Origin of the sequence: Sphingomonas sp. CFBP8993 (assembly GCF_034044895.1) — a bacterium.
In the GTDB taxonomy this organism is placed as follows: Bacteria; Pseudomonadota; Alphaproteobacteria; order Sphingomonadales; family Sphingomonadaceae; genus Sphingomonas.
Genome location: NZ_JAXCWU010000002.1, coordinates 590,141 through 611,959, shown reverse-complemented (window position 1 = coordinate 611,959; position 21,819 = coordinate 590,141). Strand labels below are relative to the sequence as shown.

Below are 21,819 nucleotides of genomic sequence, written 5' to 3'. Positions count from 1 at the left end.
GGTGCCACGGGGAAATGGGTTCGTCAAATTGTCTGACCAATGGGATTGCCGTGCCGACCGTCATCGTCGGCAGGCCACGAGGCGGCCCTCCCTTCCCCCTCGTCAGGCCGCCTTCCACATCGGCTGCGCCATCGCGCCGGAGTGACCGGACAGGCGGAAGCGGCCGACCTGATCGCTCATCACGCCCGCCTCGCCTGCCAATTCCCGGACGGCGGCGGTGGCTTCCTCGACCATCGCGGCGTTCTGCTGGGTCACCGAATCGAGTTCGCCGATCGCGATCGTGATCTGCGACGCGCTGCTGGCCTGCTGCTCGGAGGCGGTGGCCATGTCGCCGATCAGCGTCGCCATCTCCCCCACCTGCGCGGCAATGCGTTGCAGCGTCGATCCGGCGGCGTCGACTTCGTGCACCCCGGCGCGAATCTGCGCGTCGGAGGCGCCGATCCGGCTTTTCACGTCCTTGGCGGCATCGGCCGAGCGCTGCGCCAGCGCGCGGACTTCGGAGGCGACGACGGCAAAGCCCTTGCCCGCGTCCCCCGCCCGCGCCGCCTCGACCCCGGCGTTCAGCGCCAGCAGATTTGTCTGGAACGCGATACCGTCGATGACGCCGATGATCGCGGAGATTTCGCTCGACGTGCGCTCGATCCCGCCCATCGCGTCGATCGCACGCTGGACGACCACGCCACTCTGCGCGGCATTCTCCTGCGCCGAAGCCGCGACCTGGGCGGCGCGATTGCTGATCTGGGCGCTTTCCTGGATCGCACCGGTCACCTCGCGCATCGCAGCGGCGGTTTCCTCCAGCGAGGCGGCCTGATGCTCGGTGCGGCGCGACAGGTCACCCGCCGCCTTGCCGATTTCCTGTGCGGCATTGTGGACCCGACGCGACGAGCCGTCGATCGCCTGGATCGAGTCGCCCAGCATCTGCGCGGTCTCGTTGAAGTGCAGGCGCAGCGGTTCGTAATCGTCGCGAAAGGGCTTGTCGATCCGGCGCGTCAGGTCGCCATTGGCCAGGCGCGACAGACCGTCGCCCAGCTGGTTCACCATCGCCATCGTATCGCCCATGTCCTGGATCAGGACCAGCACGTCCTGCGGCGTGACGACATGCGCCGGAATCAGCGTGACCAGGAAACGCTCGATCTGGCCGCGACGATCGATGTTCAGCCATTCGAACCGGGCAAAGCCCTCCCGCAATGCCTGTTCGACGCGCTCGCCGACATGCTCCTCGCTGGGACGGCCATCGGCTTGGCAGGGGGCGGAGAATTCGATCGGGCTGTGGCCCAGCACCTCTCGCATCGGACGGTCATAGACCCGCTCCGCCGCGGCATTGCCCGCGATGAACGACCCGCCGGAAAGCAGCATCATGGCATCGGGCGACTTTTCGAACACCGCAATCGCCAGTCGATCCGTGACATTCGCCTGCTTTTTACCAAACAATCCCATGATATCGATTCGCCTATCTGCATGGCTGGGCTTGCCCGGCACCAGGGCGCGTCGGCGCGCCATCCTCATCCGTGACCGGCGGACGTAACCGCCAAGTCTGAAGGATGGGTTAGGGGCACGCCCCGTCGCATCGGTCCGTTGCGGAAAAACCGTTTGTGCCCCCCGCTCCGCCCGGTCATGACCGGGCCATGCGCCGCCTGCTCGCCCCGTTTCGCCACCCGATTCCGGCCCTGCTGGCTTTGCTGGTCGCCGCGCAGGCGCTGTTCTGCTGGCGGTTGACCACCCCGCACAAGCTGGTGTTCGACGAGGTGCATTACGTCCCCGCCGCACATACCCTGCTGGCGCTCGACGGACCGGTGAATATCGAGCATCCGCTGCTCGGCAAGGCCCTGATCGCACTGGGCATGATGATGTTCGGCGATACGCCGCTCGGCTGGCGGGCGCTGTCGACGCTGGCGGGCACGGCGATCGTCGGGGGCGTGTTCGCCATCGCCTGGCTGATGACCCGCCGCACGCGCACCGCGGCGATCGCGGGGCTGCTGACGCTCGTCAACTTCATGGTCCTGGTGCAGGCACGGATCGCGATGCTCGACGGGTTCATGGCGGCGTTCGTCGTGCTGGCGGTCGCGGCCATGGCGTGGGCGATGCGGGGGACGGCCACCCAGAGCCGCTGGCGATGGGCGCTCGGCGCGCTGTTGCTGGGACTGGCGGTCGGGGTGAAGTGGGCGGCGGTGCCCTATCTCGGCTATGCCGCGATCGGCTTCGTCCTGATGAAGCGCGACGACGCCAGCCGCTGGCCGGGCCTGCGATGGTGGTCGGCATGGGGACTGCTCGGCCTGGTGGCGGTGCCGGCGTATCTGGCGACCTTCGCCCCCGCCTTCTTCTATGCGCACGAACCGATGACCTGGGCGCGGCTGTTGCCCTTCCAACTGGAGATGTACGCGCGCCAGACCCAGATACTGCCGCCGCACACCTATCAGTCGACCTGGTGGAGCTGGCCGGTGATCGGGCGGCCGATCTGGTATTTCTATGAGGTCGCCGACGGTGCGCAGCGCGGCATCTTCCTGCTGGGCAATCCGGCGGTGATGTGGGGCGGGCTGATCGCGGTGGCGGCCTGTGCGCTGGGGTGGCTGCGCACGCGCGAGATCCGGCTGGGCGTGGCGGCGGCCCTGTGGATCGGCGGCTTCGGGGTGTGGGCGATCATCCCCAAGTCGCTGGGTTTCTATTATTATTACTTCCTGCCCGCGATCTGGCTGTCGGTCGCGCTGGCCGTGGCGATCGACCGGTGGCGGGCAAAGCTGCGCGATTGGGACGAGGCGTATCTGGTCGGTGCGATATGCCTGTTCGTCTATTTCTACCCGATCCTGACCGCGGGCGCGCTGGCGGGGCCGGGGTCTTTCGCGCGGTGGACGTGGTTTGGCGATTGGCGGTGAGGTTCGGGGCATGCACTTCGACTTTGCTCAGTGCGAACGGAGCTATGTCCTCAAATCCGTTCAGGCTGAGCGAAGTCGAAGCCCACGCCCTGCCCTCACCCGAAACTCAATACCGACCCCAGACGAACCGCGACGACAGCGCATAATTCCACACCGCGCCGACCAGCACGCCGATCAGCGCCGATACCGCCCATTCGTTCGCACGCGCATCGTGCAGGAAGGCCGCGACGCCGACATTGGCGATCGCCCCGACCGCACAGACCAGACAGAACGACACCCAGCCGTCGAGCAGCGGCCGGAAACCCGTCAAACGCCGATCGCGATAGGTCAGCGCGTTGTTCAGGAAGAAGTTGAACGTCATCGCCGCCGTTACCGCGACGATCTGGCTGGCCAGGAAGCTGGTGCCCAGCGCCACGAAGAACAGGCTGAGCACCGCCATGTGCACGCCGACGCCCAACACGCCGATCGCCGAGAACATCGCGAAGCGCACCGGTACGACCTTGCCGAACCGGCGATCGTACAGAGCGATCAGATATTCCATCGCCACGACGTGATCGAGCTTCGACTCGCCCTCGGTCCGCAGGCGGAAGACATAGGGCATTTCGGCGGCACGAAGCGGGCGCGGCGACGCGCTCATGATGTCGAGCAGGATCTTGAACCCGATTCCCGACAGATGCGGCACCGTCGCCCGCGCCACATCGGTGCGGACCATGAAGAATCCGCTCATCGGGTCGGACAGGTTCACGTTCAGCACCCGTTGCGACAGCTTGGTCGCAAAGGCCGACTTGGCCACCCGGTCCCGGTCCCAGTCGCCCGTCCCGCCGCCATCGACGAAGCGCGAGCCGACGACGATGTCGAGGTCGGCTTCCGCCTGCAACCGGTCGAGCATCTTGGGGAGCAGCGTCTCGTCATGCTGCAGATCGCCGTCGATCACCGCCACCATCGGCGCGGCGGTGGCGCACATCCCCTCGATACAGGCCGAGGAAAGCCCGCGCCGCCCGATGCGCTGGATCACCCGGACGCGGGGATCGACCTTGCCCAGTTCGCGCGCGGTGTCCGCCGTGCCGTCGGGGCTGTTGTCGTCGACGAAGATCGCCTCCCACCGCCGCCCGACCAGCGCCTGGTCGAGCTTGGCGATGAGCACGGGCACATTGGCGCGCTCGTTGAAGGTCGGGATGACGACCGCAAGTTCGAGGAGCGCGCTCATGGGGCTTAGAGCCGTTCGAGGATCGCGTCGGCCATGGCGCGGGTCGACAGGCTGCCGCCCAGGTCGCCGGTCCGCGCGCCGTCACGGATCGCGCCCGCCACCGCCGCGTCGATGCGATCGGCGGCTTCAGGCTCACCCAGCGAGTGGCGCAGCATCAGCGCCGACGACAGGATCGCCGCACAGGGATTGGCCTTGCCCTGGCCCGCAATGTCGGGGGCCGAGCCATGGATCGGCTCGTACAGCCCCTTGCCGGTCGCGCCCAGCGCGGCGGAGGGCAGCATCCCGATCGACCCTGCGCACATCGATGCCTGGTCGGACAGGATGTCGCCGAACAGATTGCCGGTCAGGATCACGTCGAACTGGCCCGGATCTCGCACCAGCTGCATCGCGCAATTGTCGACATACATATGCTCGAGCGCGACGTCCGGATAGTCCTTCGCCACCTCGACCACCACGTCGCGCCACAGCTGCGAGGTTTCCAGCACATTGGCCTTGTCGACCGACAGCAACCGGCGGCGGCGGCGCATCGCGGTCTCGAAACCGACGCGGGCGATCCGCGCCACTTCCTCTTCGTCATAGCGCATCAGGTCATGGCCCTCGCGCAGGCCCGCCTCGGTGGTGCCGCGGCCCTTGGCCCCGAAATAGACGTCGCCGGTCAGCTCGCGCACGATCACCATGTCGATGCGCCGCGCGATGTCGGGACGCAGCGAGCTGGCATCCTCCAGCCCCTCGAACAGGCGCGCGGGGCGCAGGTTGGCGAACAGCCCGAACGCCTTGCGCAGGCCCAGGATCGCCTGTTCCGGGCGATGCGCGCGTTCCAGATTGTCGAAACGCGGATCGCCCACCGCGCCGAACAGCAGCGCATCGGCGCGCTCCGCCACCGCCAGCGTCTCGGGCGGCAGCGGATGCCCGGCCGCCTCATAGGCCGCCCCGCCGACCTTGGCCTCCTCGAAGATCAGGCCCAGATCCAGCGTCTCCAGCACACGCCGCGCTTCCGCCGTCACTTCCGGGCCGATGCCGTCACCGGCGAGGATCGCGATCAATGCCATGGCTGGCCCCTTTTCACCTGATTTCGACGCGCCCTTTGCCTTAGCGGACCGGCATCACGCAACCGCCCTTTTGAACCGATCGAAAAGCCGCGCACGCGCGGGCATCGGATCATTGCGCAACCCGACCAACAGATCACGCGCCAGGAAATGAGCGGTAATCCGCCCGGCGGCCAGAATATCGGGCCAGTCGGCCGCCCCGCCCCCGCTCAAGAAGCCGGGAAGCGGGAACAGCCGCGCCTCATATCCGAACGCCGCCCCCCCCGACACCGCCGCCCCGCTCTTGGGGCTGACAAACGCCAGATCGGTGGTCGCGCCGGTCACGGTGCACCGGTCGAGATCGAGGCCGAAGCCCAGTTGCCCCAGCAGCAGCAATTCGTACCGCACCAATGCCCCGGCCCAACCCCGCGCGGAAGGTGCCGACTCGATCGCGGTCAGCACCGCGTCGAGCGCATCGTACAGTACGGGATAAGGCTGCTCCTCCGGCAGCGTCGCGGCGGTCAACGCGCATAGCCATTCGATCCCGGCGGCGGCCAGCGGTTCGCCGTGAAGCCCCGCGCGGCTATGCCCCGGCTCGATGGTCAGCGCGGCGAGCTGCTCGGCGGTCCGCGCCCGCCACTCGCCGACGATCCCGTTACCCGGTTGCAGGATGGGCCGCAGCCCCCGCGATCGCCCGCCCCGGACATAGCCCGGCTGCACGCCGTCCTCGCGAGTCAACGCCCGCACGATCGCCCCATGTTCGCCATGCGGCCGGACCGACAGGATGATGGCGGGGGCAACACGGTGCATGGGGAACGATGTAGGGCGGATTGGAGCGCGATGCCATGCGCCCACCTGGGCATCGCCCCCGCAAATCCGGCGGCAAATGGCATCATGAAGAAGTGAAGGAGGCAAGGGATCGACGGATTTTCCGATACCGGCCCAGGGGCGCATCCTGGTCGGACAGCCGAAAAAAAACCTGCATGTAAACAGTATCTTGACGACAGCCTGCCGCCAGCAAGCGACAAAAGCGCTCTCAGTTAAATTATAATTAGTCCCGATCGGGCATCTTTACATGGATTAGGTTCAGTGCCGTGTGTGTGAGGATGCGTATGCCGTTCGGTTGGTCGAAAAAGCGGGACGATGGCTCAGCCGAAGTCGTCGACGTTCCTGAGATTTCCGCCATCCGGCGTTCGCAGGCGGTCATTGAGTTCAGCCTGGATGGGACGATTCTCGACGCCAACGAGAATTTCCTCTCGGTCATGGGATACCGGTTGGACGAGATCGTCGGCCGTCACCACCGCATGTTTCTCGAACCGTCCGAAGCGGCCAGTGCGAAATACGGCGAATTCTGGCATAGGCTGAACCGCGGCGAATATTTCGCGGCGGAATTCAAGAGATTGGCAAAGGGTGGCCGCGAGGTATGGATCCACGGCGCCTATAATCCCATCATGGACGCGAACGGCAAGCCGTTCAAAATCATCAAGTTTGCCAACGACATCACGGAAAGCAAGCTGATCAGCGCCGATCATGCGGGGCAGATCGCGGCCATCGGCCTGACCCAGGCCGTCATCAGCTTTACGCCGGACGGTCATATCCTGTCCGCCAACGCCATATTCTGCGACGCGGTCGGCTATCCCCTGGAGGAGATTGTCGGCCGTCATCATCGCATGTTCGTTCGCCCCGAAGAGCGGGACGACCCAGCCTATACCGGCTTCTGGAAATCGCTTCAGGCCGGCACGTGCATGGCGGGCGAATTTTGCCGGGTCACGCGCGACGGGAAGCCGCTATGGCTGCAGGCCTCTTACACACCCATCCTCGACCCGGATGGTCGCCCGTTCAAAGTGGTCAAATACGCGACCGACATTACCGAACGCGTCCGGGAGCGGCGCAAGTTCAACCTGCTGTCGCTTGTCGCCAACAACACCGACAATTCGGTCGTCATCACCGATGCCCAACGGCGTATCATCTATGTCAATGACGGCTTCGAACGCATGACCGGCTATCGCCTGGCCGACGTACGGGGCAAGAATCCCGGATCCATCTTGCAGGGGGCCTATACCGACACGGATACGGTGGACCGGATTCGCACATGCCTGTCTGCCGGTGAGCCGTTCTACGAAGAGATCCTGAACTATAACCGCCTTGGCGAACCCTATTGGATATCGCTCGCCATCAATCCGATCCGCGATGCGAAGGGGAAAATCGAGAAGTTCGTCTCGATCCAGGCGAACATCACCGAAACGAAAGTCCGCTCGCTTCAATTCAACGAGACGCTGGCGGCGATCAGCGCCTCGACCGCGATCGTCGAATGGAGCCTGGACGGTGCGTGCCAGTCATTGAACTCGTTTTTCAAGGGCAGGTCGCCGGTGCCGCTGGCGCGTCTGCTGCCCGCCGAGACCATCGCGAGAATTGTCAAAGGCGAACAGGTGCGAAGCGAGTTCGTCTGGCCCGGCTCTGGTCAGGATGAGTTGTGGCTCGATGGCATGTTCTCCGCCATCAACAATCTTGGAGGAGAGCCGGAAAAGATCCTGATGTGCGCGGTCGATATGACGCCACGCCGCCGAACCGTGGTCGAAACCTCCGACGCGATGCAGACCATGTTGTCGCGCGTTTCCGACATCGTCGGCAAACTCGACGACATCGCCCGGATGACCAACCTGCTCGCCCTGAACGCCTCGGTGGAAGCCGCCCGTGCGGCCGATGCCGGACGTGGTTTCGCGGTCGTCGCCGCCGAGGTTCGCGTCCTGGCCCATCAGGCCGGGGAAGCCGCGGGCGAAATTCGCGACCTGATCGACGAAAGTCGCCTGCAAATTCTCCGCCTGGGCAGCAAGACGGCCGAAAACCACGCTCACATCACGGCTGGCACCGCATGAGTTCCTTGCATAGGCCGTTCCCGAAATGACCATTGGGGCTGGACGACACGAGGACCCGGCATCGTCAAGCTGGCCAGAGGGGAAATGCCGTCACCGGCTATGATAGAAATCATAGACCTGCTGTGCAACCGCCTGGCTGACCCCCGGCGCCTTCTGCAAGTCCTCAAGGCTGGCGTTGCGCACCGCCCGACCTGTCCCGAAGTGCATCAGCAGCGCCTTCTTCCGCGCCGGGCCGATGCCGGGCACTTCGTCCAGCGGACTCGCGCCCATCGCCTTGGCGCGCTTGTCGCGGTGCGCGCCGATCACGAAGCGGTGCACCTCGTCGCGTAGCCGCTGGAGATAGAAGAGCAACGGCGCATTGACCGGCAGCATCCGCTCGCTGCCGTCCATCATGTGGAAGACCTCGCGCCCTTCGCGGCCGTGATGCGGGCCCTTGGCGACGCCGACCAGGCAGACATCCTCGATGCCCAGATCCTCCAGCACCGCCTTGGCCGCGTTGAGCTGGCCACGCCCGCCGTCGATCAGGACCAGATCGGGCCAGGTCGCGTCGTCACGGTCGGGGGTTTCCTCCAACTGGCGGGCGAAGCGGCGGCGGAAGACTTCGCGCATCATGCCGAAATCGTCGTTGGTCGCCGCCTCGTTCCCCTTGATGTTGAACTTGCGATACTGGCCCTTCTGGAAACCCTCCGGCCCGGCCACGACCATCGCGCCCAGCGCGTTGGTGCCCTGGATATGACTGTTGTCATAGACCTCGATCCGCTGCGGCGGTTCGGACAGGTCGAAGAATTCGGCGACCTCTCGCAGCAGCCGGGCCTGCGTCGTCGATTCGGCCAGACGCCGGTCGAGTGCCTCGACCGCGTTCCGCTTGGCCTGGTCCAGCAGGCGGCGGCGATCGCCCCGCTGCGGCACCGCAAGCTGCACCTTATACCCGGCACGCTCGCCCAATGCCTCGGTCAGCAATTCGCCTTCGGGCAGGTCGCGGTCGAGCAGGATTGTCTTGGCGGGGGGCACCTCCTCGTAGAATTGGCTGAGGAAGCTGGTCAGCACCTCCTCTTCCGGCACATCGTTGGTATGCGCCGGGAAGAAGCTGCGATGCCCCCAATTCTGGCCGCCGCGGATGAAGAAGGCCTGGATGCCCATCACCCCCTCGCGATTGGCAAGTGCGAAGATGTCGGCGTCGCCCACCCCTTCGGCGTTGATCGCCTGCGTGCCTTGGATGAAGGTCAGCGCCTTCAGTCGGTCGCGCAGGATCGCGGCCAGCTCGAAGTCCATCGCCTCGGCCGCGTCCTGCATCTGCTTGCCCAGCTTTGCCTGCACCTGGGTCGACTTGCCGCCGAGGAAATTCTTGGCGTCGGCGACCAGCTCGGCATAGGCGGCTTCGTCGATCCGGCCGACGCAAGGGGCCGAGCAGCGCTTGATCTGATAGAGCAGGCACGGCCGGTCGCGTCCCTTGAAGAAACTGTCGGTGCATGACCGCAGCAGGAACAGCTTTTGCAGCGCGTTCAGCGTGTTGTTGACGCTGCCCGCACTGGCGAAGGGGCCGTAGTAATTGCCCACCGCACGCCGCGCACCGCGATGCTTCTGGATGCGCGGGAAATCATGGTCGTGGCGCAGCAGGATGAACGGGAAGCTCTTGTCGTCGCGCAACAGGACGTTGAAGGCAGGGCGATAGCGCTTGATCAACTGCGCCTCGAGCAGCAGCGCCTCGGCCTCGTTGTTGGTCGTGACGATGGTCATCGACCGGGTCTGCGACACCATGCGCTGCAACCGCTTGGGCAGCCGGTCGACCTGGGTATAGTTGGCGACGCGGTTCTTCAGCGCGCGTGCCTTGCCGATATAGAGGACGTCGCCGCGCGCATCCTGCATCCGATAGACGCCCGGCCGCAGCGGCAGCGTGGCCAGCACGTTGCGGATCGCGGCCACGCCTGCGTTCAGATCGGGCGCATCGGCCCCGCGCAGGGTGAAGGTGGATTTCTCTTCGTTGAAGCGGTCGACGGGAGGCTCGGACATTGCGCCCGATTTAGGAGCGCAGGGTCCGGATCGCTACCCTGTGCGGTGGCTTTGGTTCAGGCAAAACCGCGAAGATACGAAGGTTTTTTGTGCGCGCAGAGGCGCGGAGGACGCAGAGATAATTCCTCCCCTGCAAGGGGAGGTGGCAGTCCGAAGGACTGGCAGAGGGGTGCAACCGCCAGCGGGACACCCCTCCACCAGCTTCGCTGGTCCCCCTCCCCTTACAGGAGAGGAATAGGGCTCACCCTTGTGCGAACAGCTTGGTGCCCATCACGCCGATCACGGTCAGCACCATGAAGCCCGCCTGGATCGGCGCGATCTTGTCGCCGAACACGATGGCGCCGCCGATCACGACACCCACCGCGCCAAGGCCCGTCCACACCGCATAGGCGGTCCCCGCCGGAAGCCCGCGCATGGCCAGCGCCAGCAGGCCCATATTCACGAAGCTGAGGACGATCGGCACGCTCGATGCCTGCCAGGTGGCGACGGTCGCCGCCCATTTCAGGCTGAGCGCCCAGCAAATCTCGGTAATCACGGCAATGCCCAGAATGACCCATGCCATCGGAAGTATCTCCTTTGTCACGGGCTCGGCGATATGGGCATCGTCGCCGGAAACCCGGAAGAGACGGCGATGCGGCCCCGTGGTGACGGGGCTATGGGCAAGGTTGGATCAAATACCCAACTTCCGTTCAGGCTGAGCGAAGTTGAAGCCCACGCCCTTTCCCATCCCAACGCGGAGCAGAGAGATTCCCTTGGGCTTCGACTTCGCTCAGCCTGAACGGAGGGGGGATACAGCTCCAAAACGACCGAACCGCGCCTCGGCTTCCCGAAGCGCGGTCCTGTCTCCGGCCAACAGGCCGATCAGTTGGGGCGACCGAGCCCCGAAATGGTGCGGTCGATCATCGCCCGGTCGGCATCCGCCGAATGATGCTCTGCGATCAGCAGACCGGCGGCCTTGGCGGCAGCCTCGGCCGCGCGGGCGCGGACTTCGGCGATCGCGGTGCGCTCGGCGGCGGCGATCTTGTCCTCGGCCATCTTGGCGCGACGCTCCATCAGCGCCTCGGCATCGGCTTTGGCCTTGCTGAGCAGCTGACCCGCTTCATGCTGGGCCTGGGCGCGCATCGCCTCGGCATCGGCATGGGCGGCCTTCGCCTTGGCCTCATACTCGGCCTTCAGCGTTTCGGCTTCCTGACGCAGCTTGGTCGCTTCGTCGAGCTGGGTGCGGATACCGGCGATCTTCTGGTCGAGCGAACGACCGATCATCGCAGGTACCTTCTTCACCAGCATGCCGATCAGCACGACCAGCGCGGCAAGCGCCACCCAGCCGGTCGAATCGAAGCCTAGCGCGGTCGGGCTGGCGGCGTGGTGCTCGACCTCGGCGGCCACGACGGTGTTACCGGTCAGGCCATCACCTTCGCGGATGGGCTTCTGGGTCATGCCCTCGGCCGAGGCCGCATCGGCCAGGTTCTGCGCGACCAGCGCATCAGCGTTGGTCAGCGCGCCGTTCGCGGATTGATTAGCCATGCGCGCTCACCTTTCGCACCGCGTCGGCCGCCGCATCCTCGCCCACATGGACGCCGGAAAGCTTGGCGACGAGATCGCGCGCGGCATCGGCCGCCACGGTCTGAAGATTGGCCATCGCCTCGACCTTGGCATTGGCGATCGCCAGGTCGTGATGACCCAGACGCTCGGCCAGGTCGGCATCCGCCGCCTTGACCTGCGCCTCGAAAGCGTGGGTCGCCCGCGACTTGGCGGCGTTGGTCTCGGCCATCGCGGCGACACGGGCGGCGTCCATCTCGGCTCGCCATGCCGCCTCGACCCGGTCGGCCTCGGCACGCGCGGCCTCCGCCGCCGCCAGATCACCGGCGATACGGGCTTCGCGAGCGTCGACGGTCGCCTGAATCTTGGGCACCATCCCACGACCGACCACAAAATAGAGCAGGCCGAAGGTGATCAGGAGCCAGAAGATCTGCGACGCATAGGTCGCACTGATCTGTGCTATCTGGGGCATGGAGTCCTCGTTGCCATATCAACCGGGCGGCAAAATCGCCGCCCGGCCGATCCGAATGATTAGGCGACGAACACCAGGATGATCATCGTCACGAAGGCGAGCAGGCCCAGAAGCTCGGCACCGGCGAAACCGATGAACAGGCGGCCCTGCTGGCTGTCCGCCGCGCCCGGATTGCGCAGCGCGCCTTCGAGGAACTTGGCGAACACGTTGCCCACGCCGAGCGAGGCGATGCCCATGCCGATAGCGGCCAGACCGGCACCGATCAGCTTCGCGGCTTCTGCGTCCATTTCAATCACTCCAGTTCAAAAAGGGTCGTTTGGGTATTCAAGTCGGCGGCGCGTCCGCCCGCCCGATCCGGCGTTACCGGATCAGTGCAGGTTGACGGCGTCGTTCAGATAGACCGAGGTCAGCAGCGCGAAGACATAGGCCTGGATCGCGGCGACCAGCAGTTCGAGAAGCGTGATGCCGATCATCAGCAGGAAGCTCGGCAGGGTGATCAGCGCGGCATAGCCGGGGCCCATGTTGATGCCGTTGATGACGAAGGCGGCGAGAACCTTCAGCAGGATGTGCCCCGCGGTCATCGCGACGAACAGTCGCAGACCGAGCGAGAAGGGGCGCACCAGGAAGCTCATCAGCTCGACCACGAAGATCAGCGGAATCATCAGCTTGGGCGTGCCGTGCGGCACGAACAGCGCGAAGAAGTGGAAGCCGTGACGACCGAAGCCGACGATCAGCACGATCGCGAACGAGATCAGCGCGAGCACGCCGGTGACGGTCACATGGCTCGTCACGGTGAAGGGATGGACACCCGGCACCACGCCGAAGGGCAGCAGGCCCAGCACGTTGGCGAACAGGATGAACATGAACAGCGAGAAGACGTAGGGCAGGAAGCGCTTGCCCTCGGGGCCGATGTTCGACGTCAGCATCGAATTCACGAAGCCGGTGAACCCCTCGACCGCCGCCTGCCAGCGCCCGGGGACCAGATCGCGCTTCATGCCGCCGATCATGAACACCCACAGCGCAACCAGCGTCGCCACCATCCACAGAGCGGAATTGGTGAAGGAAAGGTCGTAGCCGCCGACCACCCAGTGCTGACCGAGCACCGGCTCGATCAGGAACTGGTGCATCGGATCAATCTTGCCGCCCGATTCTGCCGCCACGCTGCTTCGTTCCCACATATGACGAACGCCCGGTTACTCCGGGCGTTCGCCAGAAATCCGAATAATCTGCCTGAACGCCACGCCGATCCCCAGGAACAGCATCACGATCAAGGCCCAGGGTGCGGTGCCGAACCAGCGGTCAAAAAGCCAGCCGATCAACGCACTGCCGACAAGACTTCCGATCAGCGCGGAGATCACGCGGCTGCCCTGGGAATATCCCCTGTCGGCATCCACCTTCACCCCCTGCCGCGCTACGCCTTCCGCTTTCGCCTTAGCCAATCGCTGATCCAGCGCGGCCAGACGCGGATCGTCCGCATCGCCAAAGTCCTGTCCGGGTTCCTTCTCCGCCACGCAGCCACCCTCACCTGATTTCGTCACCGAAGGGGAGAATGCGCGCAAACGGCGAGCGACCCCGCCAAGGCGAGGCCCGTTTAGAAAGCGTACCTGCCCAAGTCAACCGCCTGGGGAAAGGGTTATGACAGATGCGTTAAGGGTTGTTGCCGGGGAGTGACAGGCACACCCTTGTTCCTCACCTTGTTCTCCCCTCCCGCAGGCGGGAGGGGTTGGGGGAGGGTTGGCGCTGTCGGCGAGAGATGCCGCTTGTCTGTTGGGTGAACACCGGCCCGCCCTTCCGATCGTCAGCCTGATCGCGACCGGAGTCCCCTCCCCCAGCCCCTCCCGCCTGCGGGAGGGGAGGAAGAAGGCTTACACGCAGGCGGGGGCGCGTTCCGGTGCCGCCGCCGTGCGGGTCTTCCACACGCCTTCGGGCGTCTTGTACTTCTCGCCGCTGACCGTCTGGGCGATCAGGTTGCAGCCGCTGGTGAAGGCCATCTGTTCGACGGTCGCGCCGCTGGCCTGGGCCTTCTGGGTATAGGCGGCCTTGCGCTGGATGTTGATGCTGTTGACCAGCGTGCGCAGTTCGCCGGTCGCGGCGCCGACGATGCCGAGATAGCCGTCGGGCTGCTCGCCGACCTGCCCCGCCGCGCGCGCGGCCGCATAGGCCGGATCGCGCTGCGCCATCGCCATGCCCGACACGCCCAGCAGGGCCACCGCACCGAGCGCCAGGATCACCGTCTTTGCCTTCATGATTAGAATATCCCCGGATTCTGCTGGATCAGCGATTTGGCCTCGCCATCCAGGCGATATACCACTTCCTGCGTCACATTGATGTTCAGATTGATCTCGATCGGCTTCTCCGGCGCGGAGATGTTGACGCATCCCCCGCTCGCCAGTGCCAGCGCGACCGGCATCCATCGTGTCGCATCCAAGATCGGCATCCTTCCCAGCATTTTCAATCCTGTTACGGTCATGGCACGGTCTCGCTTGCGGCTGGCTGAATGGGGGTGGCGGCGGGTTTGGCGGGCGACGTCGCGGGCGGCGCGGCGCGCTTGTTCTGCTCGTCCAGCAAGGCGGGCAGGTTGCGCTGGATCAGGCGGCGCGGATCGTAGAAGGACTGCGCCGAGTCGAGCAGCCCCCGGAAGGGCGCCTTGATCCGGACGTTGAAGATGAAGGGCAGGCGCTGGAGCCGCCGGATGATGAAGTTGGACTTGGCGCCCTTGCCCTGGCTGATCCCGGCGAAGCGGACGTCCGTCACCATCTCGCCCGCCAGCGGCCCGTTCATGTCGATCCGCAAGGACCGGTAGTTGAGCGAGCGCAGCGCCCCGAACGCCAGATTGCCCCAGACGCCTAGATTCTTCTGACTGAGCTCGCCCAGATAGGCGATACTGCCGCCGCCCGGCCGCACCACCAGCCGCCCGCCCTCGATCCGCCCGCCGCGCTCGTCGAAGATCATCGGCAGGGTGCCGTCGAAGACGCCGGTGGCGTTCAGGTTCTGAAAGTCGAACTGGAGCAGGAACTGGTCGGCGGCGGCCCCCTCGACATGGAAGGTCATGCGGCGCTCGACCGGCTGCGAGAAGTCGAGCAGCGTGGGGTCGAGGGTCAACATGCCGCCCGCGAACGGCCAGCGCCCACTCTCCACCTTCACCCGCGCGCCGGACAGGGTCTGATACCGGACGACGCCGTTCGTCACCTGGATGCCCGGATTGATCGTCTTGATCGTCGCCACCTGTCCGGGTGCGCTTTCCAACGCCAGCAGGTCGGTGAAGTCGATCGTGCCGACGATACCGCCGACCGGGCCGAGCGCGGCGGCCAGGTCGATGCCGGTTGTGCCGAATCGCCCGGTCGAGCGGACGCCGTTCGCATCCCACGCAATTTGCCCACGCCCGTTGATAGGCCCGCGCACATCCTCGATCACGCCCTTGGTCACCGGGGTCAGCAGATCGGGCTGGAATTCCTTGGTGAAGACGATGCCCGGCACGTCGAGCAGCGCCTCGCCCGCCCCCTTGTCGAGCGCATGGGTGATGGTGAGGTCGGCGACCTTGACCGACTTGCTCGGTTCGTAAAGCGTGCCTTTGGCCTCGATCCGGCTGCCCGCCAGCGTCAGCGTGACGTCGCGCGCCGCCATGGGGAGGAAACGCGGCGAATCGGCGCGCGCATCGCGCACCTGGAGCGCGCCGGTCAGGCTCAGCACGCCCCCGGCCAGTCGCCAGTCGCCCGTCGCTTCGCCGAGCAGCAGCGGCACCTGTCCCAACTGTCCCGCGCCGCCGGTGAACTGGCCCGCAATCCCCTGCGGCGTGATTCGACCCGACAGGGTCGCGGCGTCGATCCGGGTCGGCGATTCTGGGCGGCCGATCCGGCTCTTCACGTCGGCCAGGGTGAAGGCGCGATCCGCCAGCGCGAAGCGGGTGCTCGCCGCCGCCAGGCTCAACGGGCTGCTGCCGATCGTGCCGGTCAGCGTCGTCGCACCCAGTTGTGCACCGCCGCCCAGCCGTGCGCCGTCCAGGCGGACCAGCGCGCGGTCCAGCGGACAGAGCCGCGTCGCCACCCGCACCAGCCGCAGCCCGGACAGCGCCAGCCGGTCGATCGCCAGCGGCTGGCAATCCGGGTTGATCACCAGCCGCCGCCCGCCATCCCAGCGCGCGGCGATCGGCAGGACGAGTCCGTCGATCCGCCCGCCGCTGATCGGCCCCGACAGCGACACGAGGCTCGTCACCGCCGTCGCGCCATCGGCGGCGGCGGAAAAGACCAGCCGGTCGAACGCCAGCGCCGCATCGCCCGCCGCGTAACGCGCCATCGTCGCGGTACCCCGCACCGGCGCACGCGGCGCGGCCTGGCGAAGGGTCGCGCGGATCGTGGGCAGGCCGCCGCCGCCCATCGCCAGCGCGGTATCGAACCGGACACCGCGCGAATCGACAAGCAGCCCGTCGCCGCCGCCCAGCGCGACCCGTCCGCCACTGTTGGCGGCCAGGGTCAGGCTCGGTACGCGCAGGGCAAAGCCGGTGCTGCGCGGCGCGGCCTCGCGGTCAAGCGCGAGCTTCAGGTCGGCGGCGAAACCGCGTCCGCTGCGCTGGACGGCCTGTGCGACCGCCGCCGCGACCGGGCCGATCGGCGTGTTGGCCGCCGCGCGCGCCCAGCCGTCCATGCGCCCGAGCAGCGCAGGCGCGACCCGCGCACCGCCCATGCGTACATCGCCGTCGAAGCGCAGCGCCTGCCCGACCAGATAGCGGCCATCGATTGCCAACCGGTCGGCACGTCCATAACGCGTCGTGACGGTGCGCGCCGCGAGGTTCAGCCGACCGCTGGTCGCCGCCGCCTTGCCCGCAAAGGTGATTTGCCCACTGAGCGCGACGGTCGCCGCCACCGGATGCCGCAATGCACCGCCCTCCAGCGTGGCGGTGCCGTTCCACTGGTCGAGCGCGGGCTGGAGGGTGACGTCGACCCGCGCGGCCAGGTCGCGCCCGGCGACCTCGCCACAGCGCAGGGCCGACAGCCGCAACGGCCCACTGAGCGTCGGGCGTTCGCGCACCACCCGGATGCGCAGCGGCGCGGCCAGCCCGGCCATGACGCAGTTGCCGACCGCCAGTCGCGGCGCCACCGCGCCCAGCCGTCCGCTGAATCCGTCGTTCAGCACGCCGCGCCCCGACAGGCTGAGCCCGACCAGCCCATAGGGCGTCTCCAGCCGGATGCCGCCATTCGCCACATCGACATCCAGCGCGGGCAAGGCGAAGGGCTTGCCCGAGGACGGCCCCATCAGCTTGTCGAGCGCACCCAGCCGGACCTGCCCATCGACCAGCCGCCCGCGCAGACGCACCCTGCCCGCGCGCACGCCCGTCACCACCGGGCCCGACAGGCCGATGCGCGTCCGCGTCTCCAGCCAGTCGGCGACCAGATCGGGCCGGCGGGGATCGCCGATGACGACGTTGGTCAGCCGCTGCCGCCCGAAGCCCAAGTCGGAGATGGTATAGCGGGCGGGCACCCCGCGCCGGGCCAGTTCGCGGTCGAGCACATCGCCCGCCAGCGGCTTGCGCTCGACCCATAGGATCAGCAGCGCGGCCAGCAGGATCAGGGCGATGGCGATCAGGATGCGCTGCGGGCGCCCGACACGCCGTGGCAGGCGACCGGGCGTCCGACTATCCTCGCTCGCGCCCTTCACCCCGATCGTTCGTCTCCCGTCCTGATCCGCGTCATAGCCGCGGGGCCCCGCGCCACGCAATCGCACGAGCCCCGGCGACAGTTCCCGCCGCCTGTCCTATGCTGGCCCGGTACGGTGGACCAGCACGGGGGAGCAGGGACATGGCCAAGGACGGCGACCCACAGGCAATCGACCAGGCCGGGCATCGCGGGCGGCTGCGCGAGCGATTGTTGGGCGGCGGCGGATTGCTCGATCATGAACTGATCGAATATCTCCTGATGACCGCCATTCCGCGCCGCGACACCAAGCCGATCGCCAAGGCGCTGCTGCGCGAATTTCACGATATCGGCGGCGTGCTGACCGCCGATCCGGTCGCGCTCCAACGCATCGACGGGGTGGGCGAGACGGCGGCGGCGACGTTGAAGATCGTCCAGGCCTGCGCCCTGCGACTGGTCCAGGCGGAGGCAGCGAAGCGCCCGGTCCTGTCCAACTGGCAGGCGCTGCTCGACTATCTCCACGCCGACATGGCGCATCACGGGGTGGAGCGGTTCCGGGTCCTGCACCTGAACACCCGCAACATGCTGATCCGCGACGAGCTGATGGGCGAGGGTTCGATCGACCAGGCACCGGTCTATATCCGCGAGGTGATCCGCCGCGCGCTGGAATTCGGATCGGCGGCGGTGATCCTGGTCCACAACCACCCCAGCGGCGACCCCTCGCCCAGCCGGGCCGATATCGACGTGACACGGGGCATCGCTGAGGCGGGCAAGCGGCTGGGCATCGCGGTGCACGACCATCTGATCATCGGGACGTCGGGGCATGTGAGTTTGCGGGCGCAGGGGTTGATTTGAGAGGGAGGGATTCCCGTGGCCTCCGCCCTCAACCGCATTGGAAACCCTCACACCCCGGTGCTAGGGCCCGACCAACCAAGTGAGCGAGGAACACCACATGCAGGTCTGGACCGGGCTGGGCAATCCGGGGCCGCAATATGCGATGCACCGCCACAATGTCGGCTTCATGGCGATGGACGCCATTGCCGAGGTGCATGATTTCGGCCCCGTGAAGAAGCAATTCCAAGGCTGGACCCAGGAAGGGCGGATCGGCGGCCAGAAGATCCTGCTGCTGAAACCGGCCACCTTCATGAACGAAAGCGGACGTAGCGTCGGCGACGCGCTGCGCTTCTACAAGCTGGGCGTCGAGGCGCTGACCGTCTTCCACGACGAGCTCGACATCGCGCCCTTCCGCGTCAAGGTGAAGACCGGCGGTGGCACCGCCGGGCATAACGGGTTGCGCTCGATCGACCAGCATCTGGGCCCCGACTTTCGCCGCGTCCGCCTGGGCATCGGCCATCCGGGGCACAAGGACCGGGTGACCGGCTATGTGCTCGGCAATTACGCCAAGGCCGAGATCGATCCGCTGTCCGACCTGCTCGGCGCGGTGGCGGGTGAGGCGCATTGGCTGGCCGAGGGCGACGATGTCCGCTTCGTCAACGATGTCGCGCTCCGGCTGGGGGACGCCGCATGAGCGTGCGGCGCCTCTTCGCCTCGCTCCTGTACGAGGGCCAGCTGGACGATGCCGACCTGCTGGGCGAGATCGAGCAGAGCTGCTGGGCCCTGGCCGAGGACGACCGGGCCGGGCGGCGGTGGAGCAAGGAGCATGGCTATCGCGGCTATACCAGCTATGCCTCGCTCAACGACCTGCCGATCCGCGACCCGGTCTTTGCCGACCTGAAGAAGAAGCTCGACCGCCATGTCGCGCGCTTCGCCGAGGAATGCGCCTTCGACCTGGGCGGCCGCAAGCTGAAGCTCGACAGCCTGTGGGTGAACGTCCTGAAGCCGGGCGGGCATCATTCCGCGCATATCCACCCGCATTCGGTCGTCTCGGGCACGCTCTATGTCGCCATGCCCAAGGGCTCGGGCGCGTTGAAGCTGGAGGACCCGCGCCTGCCGATGCTGATGGCCGCGCCGCCGCGCCGCCCCCACGCCCCGGACGACCTGGCGACCTTCGCCACCGCCACGCCCGAGCCGGGCACCGTGCTGCTATGGGAAAGCTGGCTGCGCCACGAGGTGGTGCCCAACGGCGCCAAGGGTGAGCGGATCAGCGTCAGCTTCAACTATCGCTGACGCAGGTTGCGACGATGCGGCACCGACACGCGACAACCCGAAAAGTTCCGGCCATTCATCGATGATTCGCCTCGTTTCGTCGCGCTGATATCGTGCGATTAACCTATATCGGTTAGGGGAAGGACGAACGCACCCCGAACCGGACCTTATTCCCGATGCTTGAATTTTCTGTCTTCACCTTTGGCATGTTGGCGAGCTTCATCCTGTCGGGGCTTGGCCGGAACAAGAAGGCGCAGCGCGCCAATCCGCCGATGCTGCATTATATGGGCCTGGTGATGATGGGCTTTTCCACCGCGCTCGGCGTGCTGCTGCTCGGCTGGGCCGCCGCGATGATGGTCGGGGTGGCGTAAATTCTGCCACCTCGAGGATGAATGGAAGTCGAGGGGTTCGCATCCCCCTCGCCTCCCACCATCGGTTGAGAAATTTCCGCATCGTCGCTAGAGGGGCGCTTTCCCCTTGATCCACAGGATACGCGACGCATGGGTTTCCGCTGCGGCATCGTCGGCCTGCCGAATGTCGGCAAGTCCACCCTCTTCAATGCGCTGACCGAAACGGCGGCGGCGCAGGCCGCCAATTATCCGTTCTGCACGATCGAGCCCAATGTCGGCAACGTCGCGGTCCCCGATCCGCGCCTGTACCAGCTCGCCGAGGTCGCAGGCTCGGCAAAGATCATCGAGACTCAGCTGGCCTTTGTCGACATCGCCGGCCTCGTGCGCGGCGCGTCGAAGGGCGAAGGGCTGGGCAACCAGTTCCTCGGCAATATCCGTGAGGTGGATGCGATCGTCCACGTCCTGCGCTGCTTCGAGGACGGCGACGTCACGCACGTCGAGGGCAAGGTCGATCCCATCGCCGACGCCGAGACGGTCGAGACCGAGCTGATGCTCTCGGACCTCGAAAGCCTGGAAAAGCGCGTCCCCGCCTTCATCAAGAAGGGCCAGCAGGGCGACAAGGAAGCCAAGATCGCTGCCTCGGTGCTCGGCCAGACGCTGGAACTGCTGCGCGAGGGCAAGCCCGCGCGCCTGACCAAGCCGAAGGACGAGGAAGAAGCGCGCGTCTTCGCGCAGGCGCAGCTGCTGACCGCCAAGCCGGTCCTCTATGTCTGCAACGTCGAGGAATCGAACGCGGCGAACGGCAATGCTCATTCGGCGCGCGTCTTCGAAAAGGCCGCCGCCGAGGGTGCGCAGGCCGTCGTCGTGTCCGCTGCGATCGAGGCCGACATCGCGACCATGCCGCCTGAGGATCGCGGCGAGTTCCTGTCGGAGCTGGGCCTGTCGGAAACCGGCCTGGCCCGCGTGATCCGCGCCGGTTACGCGCTGCTCGACCTGCTGACCTTCTTCACCGTCGGCCCCAAGGAAGCACGCGCCTGGACCGTGCATCGCGGTGCCAAGGCCCCCAATGCGGCGGGCGAGATCCACAGCGATTTCGAACGCGGCTTCATCCGCGCCGAGACGATCGCCTATCCCGACTATATCGCCTGCAAGGGCGAGGCCGGCGCGCGCGATGCGGGCAAGCTGCGCGCGGAGGGCAAGGAATATGTCGTCCAGGACGGCGACGTCATGCTGTTCCGCTTCAACGTCTGATCCGGAATGCGCCGGTCGCTTTACGACGACCGGCGCATTTGGACTTTGCATCGGGCGATCGGAGTATTACCCCCGGCTTTACCATGATCCATGTTAGTTCATACCGCCGCATCATCTATAGCAGCCGTCCGGTCGGCGATGACGTTCGCGCCGATCACCAGGCGATCCTGGCGGTATCCCGGCGAAACAACGGCATGGACGGCATCTCGGGCATCCTCTGGATCGGTGGCGACCAATATCGCCAGTTGCTCGAGGGGCCGGTCGACAGCGTCGTCGAGACGCTAGAGCGGATCCGGCACGATCCGCGCCATACCGACATCGTCGTCCTGGACGACCGGATGATCGACGCGCCCGAATTCGGCGAATGGGCGATGGCTGGCCTGCCCGGCGACCGGCCGGACGCCGCCGCCGAACGCCTCCGCTTCCTGCTGCGCAATGCCGCCCCGGAAATCCGGCAGTATTTTCCGGTCGACTGACGGGCCACGG

General features: G+C 66.5%; 22 protein-coding genes. 8 read left to right on the top strand and 14 right to left on the bottom strand.

Translation table 11 applies throughout. The features are described 5' to 3' along the window. Window positions 1-102: 102 nt before the first annotated feature. Window positions 103-1,437, bottom strand: coding sequence for a methyl-accepting chemotaxis protein (locus tag SOM26_RS06025; protein WP_320451810.1), 1,335 nt, complete (start codon window positions 1,435-1,437; stop codon window positions 103-105). A gap of 188 nt (window positions 1,438-1,625) precedes the next feature. Between SOM26_RS06025 and SOM26_RS06020 the strand changes: the two genes are divergently transcribed. Next, window positions 1,626-2,870, top strand: coding sequence for a phospholipid carrier-dependent glycosyltransferase (locus tag SOM26_RS06020; RefSeq protein ID WP_320451809.1), 1,245 nt, complete (start codon window positions 1,626-1,628; stop codon window positions 2,868-2,870). Window positions 2,871-2,976: 106 nt separating this feature from the next. Here the strand turns inward: SOM26_RS06020 and SOM26_RS06015 are convergent, their stop codons facing one another. From SOM26_RS06015 to recO, 3 genes are read right to left on the bottom strand one after another with little or no spacing between them, the layout of a single operon-like run. Then, the gene (locus tag SOM26_RS06015; RefSeq protein WP_320451808.1) at window positions 2,977-4,077 is read right to left on the bottom strand and encodes a glycosyltransferase; all 1,101 of its coding nucleotides are present in this window, start codon (window positions 4,075-4,077) and stop codon (window positions 2,977-2,979) included. A gap of 5 nt (window positions 4,078-4,082) precedes the next feature. After that, window positions 4,083-5,126: a 3-isopropylmalate dehydrogenase gene (leuB, locus tag SOM26_RS06010; RefSeq protein ID WP_320451807.1), complete on the bottom strand. Its 1,044-nt coding sequence runs from the start codon at window positions 5,124-5,126 to the stop codon at window positions 4,083-4,085. A 54-nt stretch (window positions 5,127-5,180) separates the two neighbouring features. Continuing rightward, complete coding sequence (recO, locus tag SOM26_RS06005) at window positions 5,181-5,912, bottom strand: DNA repair protein RecO (RefSeq protein ID WP_320451806.1); 732 nt, start codon at window positions 5,910-5,912, stop codon at window positions 5,181-5,183. Window positions 5,913-6,208: 296 nt separating this feature from the next. On the opposite strand from recO, the gene SOM26_RS06000 reads away from it, so the two are divergent. Then, window positions 6,209-7,978 carry a methyl-accepting chemotaxis protein gene (locus tag SOM26_RS06000; RefSeq protein ID WP_320451805.1) on the top strand — a complete coding sequence of 590 codons (1,770 nt, stop codon included), beginning with the start codon at window positions 6,209-6,211 and terminating at the stop codon, window positions 7,976-7,978. 90 nt (window positions 7,979-8,068) lie between these two features. Here the strand turns inward: SOM26_RS06000 and uvrC are convergent, their stop codons facing one another. The 10 genes from uvrC to SOM26_RS05950 all read right to left on the bottom strand — a co-directional run bounded on the left by uvrC (window position 8,069) and on the right by SOM26_RS05950 (window position 17,651). Further along, window positions 8,069-9,988 (bottom strand): excinuclease ABC subunit UvrC, encoded by a 1,920-nt coding sequence (gene uvrC / locus SOM26_RS05995; protein WP_320451804.1) that lies wholly within the window; start codon window positions 9,986-9,988, stop codon window positions 8,069-8,071. A 241-nt stretch (window positions 9,989-10,229) separates the two neighbouring features. Next, window positions 10,230-10,550 carry a DMT family transporter gene (locus SOM26_RS05990; protein WP_056431693.1) on the bottom strand — a complete coding sequence of 107 codons (321 nt, stop codon included), beginning with the start codon at window positions 10,548-10,550 and terminating at the stop codon, window positions 10,230-10,232. Between the two features lie 299 nt (window positions 10,551-10,849). Further along, window positions 10,850-11,512 (bottom strand): F0F1 ATP synthase subunit B family protein, encoded by a 663-nt coding sequence (locus SOM26_RS05985; RefSeq protein ID WP_320451803.1) that lies wholly within the window; start codon window positions 11,510-11,512, stop codon window positions 10,850-10,852. Then, on the bottom strand, window positions 11,505-11,999 hold the full coding sequence (locus SOM26_RS05980) for a F0F1 ATP synthase subunit B family protein (protein ID WP_320451802.1): 495 nt from the start codon (window positions 11,997-11,999) through the stop codon (window positions 11,505-11,507). Before SOM26_RS05980 ends, SOM26_RS05985 begins: the two co-directional genes overlap by 8 nt. Before the next feature lie 59 nt (window positions 12,000-12,058). Beyond that, window positions 12,059-12,286 (bottom strand): F0F1 ATP synthase subunit C, encoded by a 228-nt coding sequence (locus SOM26_RS05975; RefSeq protein ID WP_007406947.1) that lies wholly within the window; start codon window positions 12,284-12,286, stop codon window positions 12,059-12,061. Between the two features lie 81 nt (window positions 12,287-12,367). Continuing rightward, window positions 12,368-13,159, bottom strand: a complete 792-nt coding sequence (locus SOM26_RS05970) for a F0F1 ATP synthase subunit A (protein ID WP_056431901.1) — start codon at window positions 13,157-13,159, stop codon at window positions 12,368-12,370. 33 nt (window positions 13,160-13,192) lie between these two features. Beyond that, window positions 13,193-13,510 carry an AtpZ/AtpI family protein gene (locus SOM26_RS05965; protein WP_061780102.1) on the bottom strand — a complete coding sequence of 106 codons (318 nt, stop codon included), beginning with the start codon at window positions 13,508-13,510 and terminating at the stop codon, window positions 13,193-13,195. Between the two features lie 354 nt (window positions 13,511-13,864). After that, the gene (locus SOM26_RS05960; RefSeq protein ID WP_320451801.1) at window positions 13,865-14,245 is read right to left on the bottom strand and encodes a YdbL family probable chaperone protein; all 381 of its coding nucleotides are present in this window, start codon (window positions 14,243-14,245) and stop codon (window positions 13,865-13,867) included. A gap of 2 nt (window positions 14,246-14,247) precedes the next feature. Next, window positions 14,248-14,436, bottom strand: a complete 189-nt coding sequence (locus SOM26_RS05955) for a YnbE family lipoprotein (protein ID WP_320451800.1) — start codon at window positions 14,434-14,436, stop codon at window positions 14,248-14,250. A gap of 29 nt (window positions 14,437-14,465) precedes the next feature. Then, a complete protein-coding gene (locus SOM26_RS05950; protein ID WP_320451799.1) occupies window positions 14,466-17,651 on the bottom strand; it encodes an intermembrane phospholipid transport YdbH family protein in 3,186 nt (1,061 codons plus the stop codon). A gap of 140 nt (window positions 17,652-17,791) precedes the next feature. On the opposite strand from SOM26_RS05950, the gene radC reads away from it, so the two are divergent. The 6 genes from radC to SOM26_RS05920 all read left to right on the top strand — a co-directional run bounded on the left by radC (window position 17,792) and on the right by SOM26_RS05920 (window position 21,809). Next, a complete protein-coding gene (radC, locus tag SOM26_RS05945) occupies window positions 17,792-18,481 on the top strand; it encodes a RadC family protein (RefSeq protein ID WP_320451798.1) in 690 nt (229 codons plus the stop codon). Between the two features lie 97 nt (window positions 18,482-18,578). Then, complete coding sequence (gene pth / locus SOM26_RS05940) at window positions 18,579-19,154, top strand: aminoacyl-tRNA hydrolase (RefSeq protein ID WP_320451797.1); 576 nt, start codon at window positions 18,579-18,581, stop codon at window positions 19,152-19,154. After that, window positions 19,151-19,753 carry a TIGR02466 family protein gene (locus tag SOM26_RS05935; protein WP_320451796.1) on the top strand — a complete coding sequence of 201 codons (603 nt, stop codon included), beginning with the start codon at window positions 19,151-19,153 and terminating at the stop codon, window positions 19,751-19,753. The genes pth and SOM26_RS05935 overlap by 4 nt, the downstream gene beginning before the upstream one ends. 185 nt (window positions 19,754-19,938) lie before the next feature. After that, window positions 19,939-20,103: a hypothetical protein gene (locus tag SOM26_RS05930; RefSeq protein WP_320451795.1), complete on the top strand. Its 165-nt coding sequence runs from the start codon at window positions 19,939-19,941 to the stop codon at window positions 20,101-20,103. Window positions 20,104-20,232: 129 nt separating this feature from the next. Further along, complete coding sequence (gene ychF / locus SOM26_RS05925; RefSeq protein ID WP_320451794.1) at window positions 20,233-21,333, top strand: redox-regulated ATPase YchF; 1,101 nt, start codon at window positions 20,233-20,235, stop codon at window positions 21,331-21,333. An 83-nt stretch (window positions 21,334-21,416) separates the two neighbouring features. Then, window positions 21,417-21,809 (top strand): BLUF domain-containing protein, encoded by a 393-nt coding sequence (locus tag SOM26_RS05920; RefSeq protein WP_320451793.1) that lies wholly within the window; start codon window positions 21,417-21,419, stop codon window positions 21,807-21,809. The last annotated feature ends 10 nt before the right edge of the window (window positions 21,810-21,819 follow it).

Coding starts and splice junctions, on each gene's coding strand:
- SOM26_RS06025 (WP_320451810.1), bottom strand. CDS start 1,437: ATGGGATTGTTTGGTAAAAAGCAGGCGAATGTCACGGATCGACTGGCG.
- SOM26_RS06020 (WP_320451809.1), top strand. CDS start 1,626: ATGCGCCGCCTGCTCGCCCCGTTTCGCCACCCGATTCCGGCCCTGCTG.
- SOM26_RS06015 (WP_320451808.1), bottom strand. CDS start 4,077: ATGAGCGCGCTCCTCGAACTTGCGGTCGTCATCCCGACCTTCAACGAG.
- leuB (WP_320451807.1), bottom strand. CDS start 5,126: ATGGCATTGATCGCGATCCTCGCCGGTGACGGCATCGGCCCGGAAGTG.
- recO (WP_320451806.1), bottom strand. CDS start 5,912: ATGCACCGTGTTGCCCCCGCCATCATCCTGTCGGTCCGGCCGCATGGC.
- SOM26_RS06000 (WP_320451805.1), top strand. CDS start 6,209: ATGCGTATGCCGTTCGGTTGGTCGAAAAAGCGGGACGATGGCTCAGCC.
- uvrC (WP_320451804.1), bottom strand. CDS start 9,988: ATGTCCGAGCCTCCCGTCGACCGCTTCAACGAAGAGAAATCCACCTTC.
- SOM26_RS05990 (WP_056431693.1), bottom strand. CDS start 10,550: ATGGCATGGGTCATTCTGGGCATTGCCGTGATTACCGAGATTTGCTGG.
- SOM26_RS05985 (WP_320451803.1), bottom strand. CDS start 11,512: ATGGCTAATCAATCCGCGAACGGCGCGCTGACCAACGCTGATGCGCTG.
- SOM26_RS05980 (WP_320451802.1), bottom strand. CDS start 11,999: ATGCCCCAGATAGCACAGATCAGTGCGACCTATGCGTCGCAGATCTTC.
- SOM26_RS05975 (WP_007406947.1), bottom strand. CDS start 12,286: ATGGACGCAGAAGCCGCGAAGCTGATCGGTGCCGGTCTGGCCGCTATC.
- SOM26_RS05960 (WP_320451801.1), bottom strand. CDS start 14,245: ATGAAGGCAAAGACGGTGATCCTGGCGCTCGGTGCGGTGGCCCTGCTG.
- SOM26_RS05955 (WP_320451800.1), bottom strand. CDS start 14,436: ATGCCGATCTTGGATGCGACACGATGGATGCCGGTCGCGCTGGCACTG.
- radC (WP_320451798.1), top strand. CDS start 17,792: ATGGCCAAGGACGGCGACCCACAGGCAATCGACCAGGCCGGGCATCGC.
- pth (WP_320451797.1), top strand. CDS start 18,579: ATGCAGGTCTGGACCGGGCTGGGCAATCCGGGGCCGCAATATGCGATG.
- SOM26_RS05935 (WP_320451796.1), top strand. CDS start 19,151: ATGAGCGTGCGGCGCCTCTTCGCCTCGCTCCTGTACGAGGGCCAGCTG.
- SOM26_RS05930 (WP_320451795.1), top strand. CDS start 19,939: ATGTTGGCGAGCTTCATCCTGTCGGGGCTTGGCCGGAACAAGAAGGCG.
- ychF (WP_320451794.1), top strand. CDS start 20,233: ATGGGTTTCCGCTGCGGCATCGTCGGCCTGCCGAATGTCGGCAAGTCC.
- SOM26_RS05920 (WP_320451793.1), top strand. CDS start 21,417: ATGATCCATGTTAGTTCATACCGCCGCATCATCTATAGCAGCCGTCCG.